We start from the raw sequence: 12,849 nt of genomic DNA on the forward strand, positions 1-12,849 counted from the left end.
GAGGCGGGGTTGGACGCTGCGAAGCCGTGAATGAGCCGAACTGGAATATGTTCGAGCATGGTTAATAAGTAATTGATTATTTAGAACAAGCTAAAGAAAGATAGAGGAGCCGCTGATGGGCAGCAGAGGCAGAGCGGACCTTGCGTATCGACGGCATTCACGCAACGCCGGGTTCGGATGGCAAACCGGAATCAAAAACCCCTCGTTTTCGACCGCAGCCAAAATCGAGGGGTTGGAACCAGTCAGGCGGCGCCTTTCGGCGCCGCCTTGCGTTGGGAGGCTATTGGTTTAGTTGGCGGTCTTGGCCTCGATCTGCTTGGCTTTGGCCGAAGACGCCGTAATGGCGATCTTGCGCGGCTTCAGTTCCTCAGGGATGTTGCGCTTGAGATCGACGAAGAGCAGGCCGTTCTTCAGCGAAGCACCGACGACTTCGACGTGGTCGGCAAGCTGGAAGCGACGTTCAAAAGCCCTCGAGGCAATGCCGCGATAGAGCAGTTCGGACCCTTCGCCGGTACCCTCGTCCTTGCGCTCACCTTTCACGGTCAGCACGTTGGGATGGGCTTCGATCGAGATCTCCTCGTCCGAGAAGCCGGCAACCGCCATCGAGATGCGGTAGGAATCCTCGCCGGTGCGCTCGATGTTGTAGGGCGGATAGGTCTGCGCGCCATCCGGCTGCGCAAGCGAATCCAGCATCGTGAAGAGACGGTCGAAGCCGACGGTCGAGCGATAAAGCGGGGAAAAATCAACGTGACGCATGAGGTGTTCTCCTGTTGAGCAACATGGTTTGCGTATGGCCGGTGCGAAACCCTTGAGCGGCGTTTCGGCTGGACCAGCGGCCCCGACATTGGCGACCGCATGAGACATTTGGGGAGCGCTCGAAAGCATTTCAAGATTTCACCTTGCGGTAAAAGGCGTGGGGCCGGTCCCTTGATGAACGGCAGATGAACCGGTGCTTCGGCGCGCGTTCAGACAGCCGGCGCTAGAGTGCATTCCAGGATCAAGGATTGGCGGCGCCGATTGCACAACAAGCGCCGCAACGAGGCCGAACCGGGTGTAACGTCCCTTCCTCCCGGATCGACAGAGGCCGGAAGCACGCTTTCAAGCGGCTTCCGGCCTTCCCCGTTGCAGCCTCCCGTCACCGGGAATTCCTTGGCTTTTGGCGCATGGGCGTCTATCACCTTAGCGGAGCCGGCCAGCGCAGGCGGGCATGCGAGACGCCGAGCACGAAGCGCCGAATGACGGATCTTTTCACCGAGAACTCCCTTTTTCACGAAATTGAGGGCAATCCGCGGCCGGAAAACGCCACCGGCGGCTTCTTCACGACGCGTGACCGCAAGAATATCCGCTACGGCCTGTTCGGCGCGGTCGCTCGCCCGATGAAGGGCACCGTGGTGCTCCTGTCGGGCCGCAACGAGTGCATCGAGAAATATTTCGAAACCATCCGCAACCTTGCCGATCGCGGCTTCGGCGTCGCCACCCTCGACTGGCGCGGCCAGGGCGATTCCGACCGGCTGATCCGCGATCGCCAGCGCGGCTATGTCAGGAGCTTCCGCGACTATACGGCAGACCTCGAACAATTTTTCGAGGAGATTGTGCTGCCCGATTGCCGCGGCCCGTACTACATCCTCGCCCACTCTGCCGGCGCCACGATCACGCTGCTTGCCGCGCCGTCCATGGTGAACCGCGTGCGGCGCATGGTGCTGATCGCGCCATTCCTGACGCTGCCCGATCTGCCGGTCTCGATATCGACGGTTCGCCGCGTCTGCTCGTTGTTCTGCGCTCTCGGCCTCGGCCGGCTCTATGCCGCCTGGGGTCCGCGGCCGAAGGTGACGGCCCCCTTCGAGACCAACAAGCTGACGTCTGACCCGGTACGCTATCGGCGCAACACGCGGCTCTACGAAGAACATCCGCAACTAGCGCTTGGCGGTCCGACGATCCGCTGGCTGCGGGAAGCCGCGAAAGCCTCCGAAGCCGTCAGCGATCCCGACTTCATGGCAAGAATTCAGGTTCCCATGCTGATCATCGCCGCCGGCGCCGATCAGGTCGTCTCGACCAAGGCCGTGGAGGCCTACGCCAGGCGTCTGCGGCTGGGCTCGCTGCTGATGATCGACGGCGCACGTCATGAAATCCTGCAGGAAGCCGACATCTACCGCGAGCAGTTGCTCGCCGCCTTCGACGCCTTCATTCCCGGCAGCGACGACCCGACTGCCTGATAGGCGCCGGTCGCCGGTTCATGGCCGGCGGGCAAACTCCATGATCCAGTTGGTCTCCCAGGTCGCGCCGCCATCCTGCGAAAAGGCCTGCTCCCAGCGCGCCGTGTTTTGCGCGATCTCCGACCAGAGGAAACGAACCTGGATCGGCCGGCCGTCGAAGACGTCCTCACACAGGAACGTGCCGACGCCGTCGACGAACGCGCCGCGCACCGGCACGTCGATGGTCAGGGGGATGCGGCCATCGATCCACCAGATCGACCATTGCCGTGTCGCCGGATCGAAGGTCCGCACCGTTGCGGCACGATAGGCGCCATCCGGCAGCTCGATCACATTGTCGTCGACATTGCCGAGGCCGCCGAGCAGCGGGCGCACCTCGCATGTGCCGCCGAATACGTCCCAGTTGATGTCGCCCGCCAGGCGTCTTTGCAGCCTTCGATGGCTGACATCCCAATTGCCGAAGAAGAAGTCGAAATCGCTGCGGCCGTCCGCCGGAATGTCATGGGCGCGGCTGGCTGTTGAGTGCGTCGGCATGTCTGGTTCTCCCTCTGGCAATGACCCTTCCATAGCCGGTGCCTACTGACACCCTGTTGTCAGTTGCGTGAGCCAGCCAGCGCCCGCGGCGCGCAAAGTGCTAAAGATTCTGACAGCCCGCATCGCCCCGAACTGCTCATCTGCCCGCGTCGAACTGAACGCCATGGAGATGAGATCATGACCGAGAACACCTGCGCTGCCTGCGATTGCCAGCTGGACGCCAACCCGATCCGCGTCAAGGTCGGCGGCAAGACCGTCGAAGTCTGTTGCGAGGAATGCGCGCAAGCGCTGAACGAAGCCGGCGCCTCGGCAGCCGGCACCAGGGAGGACTGAGCGATGCGCCCCGATCAGATCACTGCGACGCAATACCTGGCCGGCCCTGCCCCGGCACGGGCACCGACAATCCGCACCGCGACCATGCGGCAGTCCCTGGGTGCACACTTCGTTGCGGCGGCCAGCTGGATCGGCCGCCAGATGGAAAGGCGCCGAAGCCGCCGCGCTCTGCTCGAAATGACCGACGACCAGCTCAAGGACATCGGCCTGTCGCGCGGCGAAGCCTATTCTGAATCCGTCCGCCGGTTGTGGGATTGAGGAGCGGCCTGTCGGCAAGTCTCCTGACAGGAATGGGCGGACCGATTGCGTAGAATGCCCTGCAATGCCGGAACCATGTTCCGGCGCAAGGGAAAGAGCGCAACGGCCATGTCGCAATTCACGGTGCAGCCGCTTCTCGACACCGGCACCGTCAGGGTGCGCGACGTTGTCTGCAGCGGCGAATGCCGGCACCGGAGCGAAGAAGAGTGCACGTCGGCCACGCACCTGGTGTTTCCCTACCGCGGCGTTTTCGTGCGCCATGTCGGTCGCAATGAGGCCGTCGCGGAGGCCAACCAGCTGCTGTTCTTCAACGAGGCCGAAGGTTACCAGATCAGCCATCCTGTCGAGGGCGGCGATTCCTGCCTCGATCTTGTCATCGAGGAGGCTCAGCTGCTTGAACTGACGCCGAAGGAACAGTTGCGCACCGGCGGTGCCGCTCCAGCCTTTCGCCGCCAGCGCCGGCGCATCGACCCGCGGGCACAGGCTTTGGTGGCTTTGCTGCGCCACAGCCTGAGCCGCAAAATCGCCGAAAAGCTTGAGGCCGAAACCCTGGCGCTGACGCTGGTGCGGCGCTCTCTTGGCGAGCGGACCTCGCATGTCGCCGGCGCCAGCCCGGGACGGCAGAAGCTGGTCGACCGCGCCAAGCTTGTGCTGTCTTCGGATCTGTCACGACGCTGGACGCTGGCCGAAATCGCCACCGAGGTTGGCGTCTCGCCGGTCTATCTCACGCAGGTGTTCCAGCAGGTCGAGGCCATGCCGCTCTATCGCTACCATCTGCGGCTGCGGCTGGCGCGCGCGCTCGACCTGCTGGGCAGCTACGACAATCTGACCACGCTTGGCATGGACCTGGGCTTCTCCAGCCACAGCCATTTCAGTTCCGCCTTCAGACAGGTTTACGGCCGCACGCCAGCGGAATTCCAGCGTTCGATCAAGCCGCGCTGAAATATGATGATCTCAGCCCCGCAAGGCAACCATGGCTGCTGCGTGAAGCTCCGGGGTTGCTGCGGCGAGTACGTCGCCGCCCTTCTCCGCCGGCCCGCCATCGAATGTGGTGACGATACCACCGGCCTTCTCGATGATCGGGATCAGCGCCACGATGTCGTAGGGCTTCAATCCGGGATCGGCGACGATGTCGACACTTCCTGAGGCGATCATGGCGAAGGCATAACAATCGGCGCCGTAACGGGCGAGCTGGACCTGCTTCTCAAACTGGTCGTAACGCTCGCGCGCCGCCCCCTTGAACAGCGCCGGCGTGGTGGTAAACAGCGTGGCTTCAGCGAGATTGGTCGTCTTGCGCGTCGAAAGCTTGCGTGGCCCGCCCGGCCCTTCATAGTGGGAACCCGAGGCGTTGGCGTAGAACAGCTCACCGGTGAAGGGCTGCGCCATCATGCCGGCAACAGCGTCGCCATCGACCGTCAGCCCGACCAGAGTTCCCCACACCGGCAGTCCGGAAATGAAGGCGCGCGTGCCGTCGATCGGGTCGATCACCCAGACATGCCGGCTCGAAATGTTCTCGCTGCCATGCTCCTCGCCCAGAATGCCATGGTCGGGATACTCGGCCGATATCAGCGCGCGGATAGCGCGCTCGGCCTCGCGATCGGCCTCGGTGACCGGGTCGAAACTGCCCTTCTCCTTGTTGGCAACCGCACCCTGGCTGCGAAAGCGCGGCAAGGTCTCCGCCGCCGCCGCCTGCGCGATGCGACGCATGAAATCGATGCTGACGTCCAACTGATTCTCCTGCATTGCAGCATGCCCGAGCCGGGCTTTGCCGCCACTTCCGTCCCAAAACAAGGGTGTTTATCGATTTATCCGCTGCGTTAGATGTTGCCAAAATGACACGACAGCATCATCGAAACGCAATTTCCACATCAGAGTGAATTAAAAAAGCCTGAAGGTCGCTTGACATTTGTGCAGCGCACAATACCCTCGACCTCGGACAGGTTCTCCTGTCCATGCCCTCCTTGGGCGTTTCCTCCCTAGACTTCGACCGTATCGTGCAAACGATGCGGTCTTTTTTTACGCCGCGATTCCGAGCTCACTCCGCTGCCAGCGGCAGATCGACGAAATGATGGTCGGGCATCGACATCAGGTCGGCTGAAAATCGCGTCAGATCGTCGGCCAGCGCGTCGAAGCCGGTGGCCTTCTCGAATGTGCGCTCGTTCATGTAGAGCCCGCGATTGACCTCGATCTGCAGCGCATGCAGATGGCGCGCCGGGCGACCATAGTGTTCGGTGATGAAGCCGCCGGCATAGGGTTTGTTGTGGGCAACCGTATAGCCCATGGCGGTGAGCAGGCCGATCGCGGTGTCGGTCAGGGCGGCGGTGGCCGAGATGCCGAAACGGTCGCCGATGATGAAGTCGGGCCGCAGGCCGCTGTCGCCGACACGGATGCTCGCCGGCATCGAATGACAGTCGATCAGCACGGCAAAGCCGAAACGCGCATGGGTTCTGGTCAAAAGCCGTTTCAGCGTCTCGTGATAGGGTTTGTAGACGGCCTCGATGCGGGCGACCGCTTCGGCCAGCGGCAGGCGGCCGGAATAGATGTCGAGCCCCTCGCCGACCAGCTTCGGCACCGTGCCAAGCCCGCCCGCCACCCGCGCCGAGCGAATGTTGCAGAAGGACGGCACCGGCTCGGCGAACATGCGCGGATCGAGTTCCCACGGCTCGCGGTTGACGTCGAGATAGGCCCTCGGGAAATTCGCCGCCAGCAGCGGCGCGCCGAGCGCCACGGCGCCGCCGAACAGTTCATCTACATAACAGTCCTCAGACCGGCGGATGGCGTTGCGGTCCAGCCTTGCCATGGCAAGGAAGCGTTCGGGATAGTAGCGGCCGCTATGCGGTGAGTTGAAGAGGAAGGGGACGCGTTGCTCGGCGCCCGACCGGATTTCGAAGGGTGGAAAGACCGAAAAATCCTCGGCTGCCGTCTTCAATTTGAGCGAACCCGAAAACACCAGTGCATCATGATGTGAAAGTGCCACCTTGCTGGCCGCGTGTCCAGCATTTCAGCGGCCACGCCGCCGGGCAAATATGGATCATCGCCGTCCGCGTTCACTTGATGTTTACCCTCACCTCCTCATATACAGGATGGTTAACGGGCTTGCCCAACGGCAATCTCGGGCGGGTGATTCGGACGGGATATCATGGCACGCATTCTTCTGGCGGAAGACGACGACGATATGCGTCGGTTCCTCGTCAAGGCGCTGGAGCGCGCCGGTTACCAGGTCAGCGATTTCGACAATGGCGCCAGCGCCTATGAGCGGCTGCGCGAGGAGCCGTTCTCGCTGCTGTTGACCGACATCGTCATGCCGGAGATGGACGGCATCGAACTGGCGCGGCGCGCCACCGAGATCGATCCTGATTTGAAAGTCATGTTCATCACCGGTTTCGCCGCCGTTGCGCTGAACCCGGATTCCAAGGCGCCGAAAGACGCCAAGGTGCTGTCGAAGCCGTTCCATCTGCGCGACCTCGTCAACGAGGTCGAGAAGATGCTGCAGGCGGCCTGAGCCGCTTTCCAAGCCAATACATGTCGCCCAAAAGTGGTCCCGGTTTGGAGTGCGCCCCTAGGGGTGGACAGATCGTCCTGAGGAATTGACCATGGCTGTCGGGTTTTCGGAGAGAGAACCATGGCAAGACATCGTAGTTACAGCATCACGTTCAAGCGTCAGGTGGTGCAGGAATATCTGTCGGGCGAGACGCTGCACAGTTTGGCGAAACGGCATGACGTCACCCGCACCCTGATCCGTGTCTGGATTGGCAAGTATGAGGCAGGCGGCTTCGATGAAGATACGGCTTCTGCCACTCTGATCACGGAATATGAGGCGCGGATCGCCGCGCTTGAGCGGCTGGTCGGCAAGCAGGCTCTGGAGCTGGAGTTTCTAAAGGGGGCTCTGAAGAATGCTCCGCGGCCGAAAAGCGGGATTACATCCGCCATCATCGGCCCCCCGGCCTCTCTATCGCCGAAGGATGCCGGCTGATGGATCTGGCGCGTTCGACCTTTTATGACCGTCCGCAATGGCCGGCCGATGACACCGCTATCGTCGAGACGATGTTCGCGATCTGCGACGAATTCGAGTTTTATGGCTATCGCCGCGTGGGCGCGGCCTTGCGCCAGCAAGGCTTTGTGGTGAACCACAAGAAGATCCGCCGCCTGATGCGCGATCACGGCCTGCAACCGAAGGTCAGACGCCGGTTCGTCGCCACGACCGACAGCAATCACAACAGTCCGATCTTCCCCAATCTGGCAAAGGACATCGTCCCGACCGGTCCGAACCAACTCTGGGTCGGCGACATCACCTATGTCGCGCTGCCGGTCCGCTTCGTCTACGTCGCCATCATTCTCGATGTCTGGTCGCGCATGATCGTCGGCTACGCCATCAGCCGCGCCATCGATGCCCGCCTGACGGGCGCCGCCTTGCGCGCCGCAATCGAGCGCAGAAAGCCACCGCCAGGCTGCGTTCACCATTCCGATCGCGGCTCCCAATATGCCGCCGAGACTTACCGGCAGCTTCTCACCGGCCACGGTCTGGCCGGCTCGATGGGCCGCAAGGGCAATCCTTATGACAATGCCAAAGCGGAGAGCTTCATGAAGACCCTGAAGCTCGAGGCGGTTTATCCGATGGCGCTTGAAACCTTCGAGGAGGTTGCCGAGCACCTTCCCCACTTCATCGACCAAGTCTACAACAAACGCAGGCTCCATTCGGCGCTGGGATATCTCAGCCCGCAACAGTTCGAGGATCAACACATCCGGCAGACGGGCAAAACTGCAGCCTGATCAGTGTCCATCCCAAGGGGCGCACTCCAGTTTTGGGAAAACGACATGCATGAAACAAAGACCTGAAGCGCGGCGCGCTTTAGGCATCGGCGCCCGTCCGCCGCTGCGGCGAGACGACGCCTTCTTTCCTTTTTCCTGCTATTGACGCGCTGGATCAAAAATGGTGTATGCGCGGCTTCGGATGGGCGTGTAGCTCAGCGGGAGAGCACTGCATTGACATTGCAGGGGTCACAGGTTCAATCCCTGTCACGCCCACCATCCAATCCCAGACGACCAGATTTCAATCGGCATTCTGGCTGGCTCACCAGAATTGGACGATTTCGTTCGTTCCCTAGGAAAACTGGCATTGTCAGTTTTCGGAGCTCAACGCGCCCGTCCCGGCACTGACCGGAACGGGCCACGGTCAACAGATCATTGCGGCTCTGGATCGGGTGTATTTCCCGGCCTGTCCGGCGTGCCGCCCTTGCCTTCGCGACAAGGCTCGCCGATACCGCAGCATTTGCCGTTGTAGGTCACTCCAGGCTTCAGCTTGTCGCATTCCCTGGGAGCGGTTGTCTTGCAGCCGGCCAGCACCGAAACGGCGATGGCGGCCAAAAGGACGTTTCTTGAAACAGTAAACATGAGACGTTCTCCTGGATGGACCATGTTTGGACACACCGCTTGGTCGCGCCTCGGGAGAAATTGGTTCAAAAGAAAATTGCGATCAGCCGTGAAAATCTTTGCGAGCTTGCCTTCGCCATAAGGCACATCGCCGATGCTGCGGCATTTGCCATGCTATGTGGTTTTCGGATTTGATTTATCGCATTGTCTTGTCGGCGTTGCCTGGCAAACCTGCCGTCATCGATGCCGTGAAACCGTAAGCAGGACATTCGCAACGTTGCATGCGAGAGAATTTTCCATGATTGATCGCGTTGGACTATGCAGGGCTCGGTCACCTCACCATCAGAAATGGTCCAGCACCGAAATCGGAATGGTTGGCGAAATTGCGCGCGTCCCCAAGGCGGCGATCGGGACCTGGGCTCCCGACATGCTGCCATGACTTCACGGCCTGGAAAGGCAAAGCTGTCGCCCTGGCCGAAGATCTATCGCGAACTGAAACGCGTGCGCACCCAATTGCAATCACCGTGGTCGACATTGAGCAGCGCGCTCATTTCGGCAAAGCAGAACGTTGAATACCGACGCGGCCTCGGCAAGCGGATCGAGGCAGCCCGCGAGGCTTACACGGCTTTGCCGATCTCGCAGACTGCCGACACCTTCATGCTCGTCCGGATCATCGGCAACGATCTGGAACCGCGACACCGCAAGGGCCAGTCATTCGACAACGTGCTGTTCATTCTGGACAACGAACCGGCCTTCGCCGCGTGCGAGAAATTCTGGATCATCAACCGGATAGTCGACACCGACGAGGAAGCCCGGATCATCAGCCTGCTCGAAAGCCGCCGCCAGAATTTTCACACAATCCCCTTCGAACTCGATGCGTACCGGAAGATATCCTGGGACGTCGATCAGCTTGCTGCCGGCGACCTCAGATTCTCGGAGAAAGGCAGGGCGAGCGGACCACAGTCCGCGCGTTATGAAACGCACATCCGTCGCAGCAAGAACCTCTATGTGATGAACAACAATGGGGCTCGCAACGCCGCGCTCGCGATTGCCCGCGACAGGGCAAAATGGCTGATGCCCTGGGACGGGAACTGCTACCTGACAGGGTCTGCGTTCCAGCAGATACGGTCCGCGATCGAGAAAAACCCGCACCTTCCATACGCTGTGGTGCCCATGGCGCGCATTGTCGACAACGCGCTTCTGCTGGACCAGGGTTTCCAGCCGCCGGCCGAGGAAGAGCCGCAGATCATATTTCGAGCCGATACCACGCAGCTGTTCGACGAAAACTATGGCTACGGAAGGCGCCCGAAAATCGAGACGCTATGGAGGTTGGGAGTTCCCGGCTCCTGGGATCGCTACCGCGACGACGCCTGGGATTTTCCGCGCCCGGCCCGGGCAGCGGATGCCGGGCTGTTCCAGAAAGCGGGCTGGGTGGCGCGTCTGGATTCAGGGCGCTCGCATCTGGAGATCGGCAAGGCCGGCTTCGTCGCGCGCCTGGTCAGCCGCGACCAGGCTATCGTCGACATGGTCGATCAATGCAACGCCAGGGCGATCGCCGCGCGGCTTGATGCTTCCCGCCTGGCTTTTTATGACGAAGATGCCCTGGATGCTGCCCACGCGGTGAAGGATGCGGCCATCCTTGGGTATCTCGAAGCCGCGGCCGGCCAGGCGCTCACCCGCGGTCCGTTCAGCGTGCTCGACAAGACTGGCCTGGCCCCGAGCGGAGACCCCCAGGACTATTTTCACCCAGCGCCCTATTGGTGGCCCGACCCCGACAGACCTGATGGCCTGCCCTATATCCAGCGCGATGGCGAACGCGTGCCCGGCACGGCATTGTATAAAGCAGGAAGCGAGGCCTACGATCGCACGCGCTTGCAGCGCGTGTTCGACGACACAACCGTGCTTGCGCTGGCCGCAACCGTGCTTGGTGGACATCACTATGCCGTCCACGCGGCAGAGCTGATCCGCACCTGGTTTGTCGATCCCAGGACAAGAATGAATCCGCATTTGCGCTATGCGCAGGTACGGTCGGGCCACGACAACAATGAAGGGTCTGGTTACGGCATCATCGAACTGAAGGATTTCTATTTCTTCCTGGATGCTGTGCGCCTGATCGAGCGAACAGGAGTGCTGGGCGACGAGGATCGCAGGGCGTTCAGAGCCTGGCTCGGTTCCTACTGCGAATGGCTGGACATCGCGCCGACAGCCGCAACCGCCTTCTACAGCAGCAGCAATCAAGGGACGTTCTACGATTTGCAGCGGGCATCGATCGCCACATTTCTTGGCGACAGCGCCATGCTGGCCAAGATCGGCCTTTATGCTCGGGAGAGACTCGCGGCCCAGGTCGCGGCCGACGGTTCATTGCCCAGGGAACTGTCCCGAACGCGCCCCAGGCACTACGCCATGTTTACCCTGCAAGGCTGGACGTCATTGGCCCGTATCCTGTCTTCGGTCGGCGACAATCTCTGGCAGCACCAGACCGCCGAGGGGCTGGGGCTGGTTCAGGCGCTGCGCTGGCTTGTTGCCCACGAGAACAAGCCACACACCATGTCGGCCGAAACTGTCGATCCGGATCGGCTTGGGCCGCTGCTTCTCGACCTGGCGAACCATGATCCTGTGGGGATGCCACCTGCCGACCTGGGAAGGTCGACCAAGCCCATTTTTCATCCAGATGAGGCGATCGCGCCTTTTTGGCTGTGGCGACGGCGTTAGAAGCCAGGACGTCATATCCGCGAGGGAATCCTCCCGGCTCAAACGCCCGCCACGGCGCAAAGGCTCTTCATTCTGGCAACCGCCAGCTCCGGATCGGCCAGCAATCCTGCCTGGTCAGCAAGGCGGAAAACATCGGCATAATGAACAATGCCGCGCGCCGACTGCATGCCGCCGACCATCGCAAAATGGTCCTGATGGCCATTCAGCCAGGCCATGAAGACGATGCCGGCCTTGTAGTACTCGGTCGGCGCCTCGAAGATTTTTCGCGATAGCGGCACGGTCGGCGCCATCAATGCGTCATAGCCGGCTCGGTCCCTCTCCGCCAGCTTCGCCAGTGCTGCGTTGGCGACTGGCGCGATGGCGTCGAAAATGCCGAGCAGCGCATGCGAATGTCTTTTCTCGTCGCCGGCGATCAGTTCGGGATAGTTGAAGTCGTCGCCGGTGAACATGACGACGCCGTCCGGCAGCCGGTTCCTGAGCGCAACCTCCTTGCCGGCATCGAGCAGCGAGATTTTTATCCCTTCGACCTTGCCGGCGTGGCGTTCGATAATGGCAACCACCGTATCGAGCGCGGTCTCGAAATCGCTGCTGCCCCAATAGCCCCTGAGCGCCGGATCGAACATGTCGCCCAGCCAATGCAGGATGACCTTGCCGGAGGCCTGGGACAGGACGCGGTCATAGACGCTGATATAGTCGTCCGGACCTTTGGCCACCGCTGCCAACGCCCGGCTGGCCATCATGATTGCCTTGCCACCGAGCCCTTCGATGAAGGCAAACTGCTCTTCATAGGCCTTGATGACGTCGTCGATTGTTTTGGCGGCGCTCGGCGCCAGATGGTCGGTCCCGGCGCCCGAAGCGAGATCGGCGCCGGCAACGGTGCGCGCCTCGGCGATCGAGCGGCGGATCAGTTGCTGTGCATTTGCCCAGTCGAAACCCATGCCGCGCTGCGACGTGTCCATCGCCTCGGCGATGCGGAAGCCGAGCCGCCACAGATGGCGCCGGAACGCCATCGTCCTGTCCCAGTCGACCACCGGCCTGGACCACGGATCGGTCATCGCAAGCGGATCGGCAACGACGTGTGCTGCGGCATAGGCGATGCGCGAAAACCGCGCCCCGATCACCGGCTGCACGGGTTTGCCGACCAGCGTGTAGCGGTCGCTGCCGCCACCCTCACCAGGCAAGGAAATGTCCATCGATCTCTCCCTTTGCCGCGCCTATAAATGGAACGTTCCAATAAATCAAGAACCTTTAAGATTCAGAGCTCATTCACAGGCAAATGCTGCATCGCAACAGGGAAAGCCTTGCAGGCTATGTCATTTTAGTACGTACCATCGATCTTCCAGGCTGAGAGAAAATCCTGATTGACTCAGGATCGAACCGATGATTAGAACGTTCCAATAGATTTTGATCATGAAGCTGGGAGGATGCATCT

At 61.4% G+C, this 12,849-nt stretch carries 15 protein-coding genes and 1 tRNA gene; 10 read left to right on the plus strand and 6 right to left on the minus strand.

The features are described 5' to 3' along the window. Positions 1-288 precede the first annotated feature (288 nt). Positions 289-756, minus strand: coding sequence for an Hsp20 family protein (locus EJ076_RS30500; RefSeq protein WP_126070357.1), 468 nt, complete (start codon positions 754-756; stop codon positions 289-291). 479 nt (positions 757-1,235) lie between these two features. Here EJ076_RS30500 and EJ076_RS30505 point away from each other — a divergent pair, with 479 nt between their 5' ends. Continuing rightward, positions 1,236-2,213 carry an alpha/beta hydrolase gene (locus EJ076_RS30505; protein ID WP_109661225.1) on the plus strand — a complete coding sequence of 326 codons (978 nt, stop codon included), beginning with the start codon at positions 1,236-1,238 and terminating at the stop codon, positions 2,211-2,213. 18 nt (positions 2,214-2,231) lie between these two features. On the opposite strand, the gene EJ076_RS30510 is transcribed toward EJ076_RS30505, so the two are convergent. Continuing rightward, positions 2,232-2,744, minus strand: coding sequence for a DUF1579 domain-containing protein (locus EJ076_RS30510; protein WP_126070358.1), 513 nt, complete (start codon positions 2,742-2,744; stop codon positions 2,232-2,234). Positions 2,745-2,921: 177 nt separating this feature from the next. Between EJ076_RS30510 and EJ076_RS35355 the strand changes: the two genes are divergently transcribed. From EJ076_RS35355 to EJ076_RS30520, 3 genes are all read left to right on the plus strand, one after another. Beyond that, positions 2,922-3,077: a hypothetical protein gene (locus EJ076_RS35355; RefSeq protein WP_164548773.1), complete on the plus strand. Its 156-nt coding sequence runs from the start codon at positions 2,922-2,924 to the stop codon at positions 3,075-3,077. Between the two features lie 3 nt (positions 3,078-3,080). Continuing rightward, complete coding sequence (locus EJ076_RS30515) at positions 3,081-3,335, plus strand: DUF1127 domain-containing protein (protein WP_126070359.1); 255 nt, start codon at positions 3,081-3,083, stop codon at positions 3,333-3,335. A 108-nt stretch (positions 3,336-3,443) separates the two neighbouring features. Then, positions 3,444-4,277: an AraC family transcriptional regulator gene (locus EJ076_RS30520; protein WP_126070360.1), complete on the plus strand. Its 834-nt coding sequence runs from the start codon at positions 3,444-3,446 to the stop codon at positions 4,275-4,277. A 12-nt stretch (positions 4,278-4,289) separates the two neighbouring features. Here EJ076_RS30520 and hisN read toward each other — a convergent pair whose 3' ends face one another. After that, on the minus strand, positions 4,290-5,063 hold the full coding sequence (gene hisN / locus EJ076_RS30525; protein WP_126070361.1) for a histidinol-phosphatase: 774 nt from the start codon (positions 5,061-5,063) through the stop codon (positions 4,290-4,292). A 307-nt stretch (positions 5,064-5,370) separates the two neighbouring features. After that, positions 5,371-6,312, minus strand: a complete 942-nt coding sequence (locus EJ076_RS30530) for an N-formylglutamate amidohydrolase (RefSeq protein ID WP_126070362.1) — start codon at positions 6,310-6,312, stop codon at positions 5,371-5,373. Positions 6,313-6,474: 162 nt separating this feature from the next. Here EJ076_RS30530 and EJ076_RS30535 point away from each other — a divergent pair, with 162 nt between their 5' ends. The 4 genes from EJ076_RS30535 to EJ076_RS30550 all read left to right on the plus strand — a co-directional run bounded on the left by EJ076_RS30535 (position 6,475) and on the right by EJ076_RS30550 (position 8,363). After that, positions 6,475-6,837: a response regulator gene (locus EJ076_RS30535; RefSeq protein WP_006199474.1), complete on the plus strand. Its 363-nt coding sequence runs from the start codon at positions 6,475-6,477 to the stop codon at positions 6,835-6,837. Positions 6,838-6,957: 120 nt separating this feature from the next. Beyond that, on the plus strand, positions 6,958-7,308 hold the full coding sequence (locus EJ076_RS30540) for a transposase (RefSeq protein WP_126068667.1): 351 nt from the start codon (positions 6,958-6,960) through the stop codon (positions 7,306-7,308). Continuing rightward, positions 7,287-8,105 carry an IS3 family transposase gene (locus EJ076_RS30545; protein ID WP_245463093.1) on the plus strand — a complete coding sequence of 273 codons (819 nt, stop codon included), beginning with the start codon at positions 7,287-7,289 and terminating at the stop codon, positions 8,103-8,105. The genes EJ076_RS30540 and EJ076_RS30545 overlap by 22 nt, the downstream gene beginning before the upstream one ends. A gap of 183 nt (positions 8,106-8,288) precedes the next feature. After that, positions 8,289-8,363: transfer RNA gene (locus tag EJ076_RS30550), tRNA-Val, on the plus strand. A gap of 153 nt (positions 8,364-8,516) precedes the next feature. On the opposite strand, the gene EJ076_RS30555 is transcribed toward EJ076_RS30550, so the two are convergent. Next, positions 8,517-8,726 (minus strand): hypothetical protein, encoded by a 210-nt coding sequence (locus EJ076_RS30555; RefSeq protein ID WP_109661218.1) that lies wholly within the window; start codon positions 8,724-8,726, stop codon positions 8,517-8,519. Between the two features lie 15 nt (positions 8,727-8,741). Between EJ076_RS30555 and EJ076_RS35360 the strand changes: the two genes are divergently transcribed. Both EJ076_RS35360 and EJ076_RS30560 read left to right on the plus strand, forming a co-directional pair. Further along, positions 8,742-8,900 (plus strand): hypothetical protein, encoded by a 159-nt coding sequence (locus EJ076_RS35360; RefSeq protein WP_164548774.1) that lies wholly within the window; start codon positions 8,742-8,744, stop codon positions 8,898-8,900. Between the two features lie 123 nt (positions 8,901-9,023). Next, on the plus strand, positions 9,024-11,417 hold the full coding sequence (locus EJ076_RS30560) for an alginate lyase family protein (protein WP_245462918.1): 2,394 nt from the start codon (positions 9,024-9,026) through the stop codon (positions 11,415-11,417). A gap of 38 nt (positions 11,418-11,455) precedes the next feature. On the opposite strand, the gene EJ076_RS30565 is transcribed toward EJ076_RS30560, so the two are convergent. Further along, positions 11,456-12,610, minus strand: a complete 1,155-nt coding sequence (locus EJ076_RS30565) for a dihydrodipicolinate synthase family protein (RefSeq protein WP_126070363.1) — start codon at positions 12,608-12,610, stop codon at positions 11,456-11,458. Positions 12,611-12,849 lie beyond the last annotated feature (239 nt).

This window comes from Mesorhizobium sp. M7D.F.Ca.US.005.01.1.1, from assembly GCF_003952545.1.
GTDB classification, from domain to species: Bacteria; Pseudomonadota; Alphaproteobacteria; order Rhizobiales; family Rhizobiaceae; genus Mesorhizobium; species Mesorhizobium loti.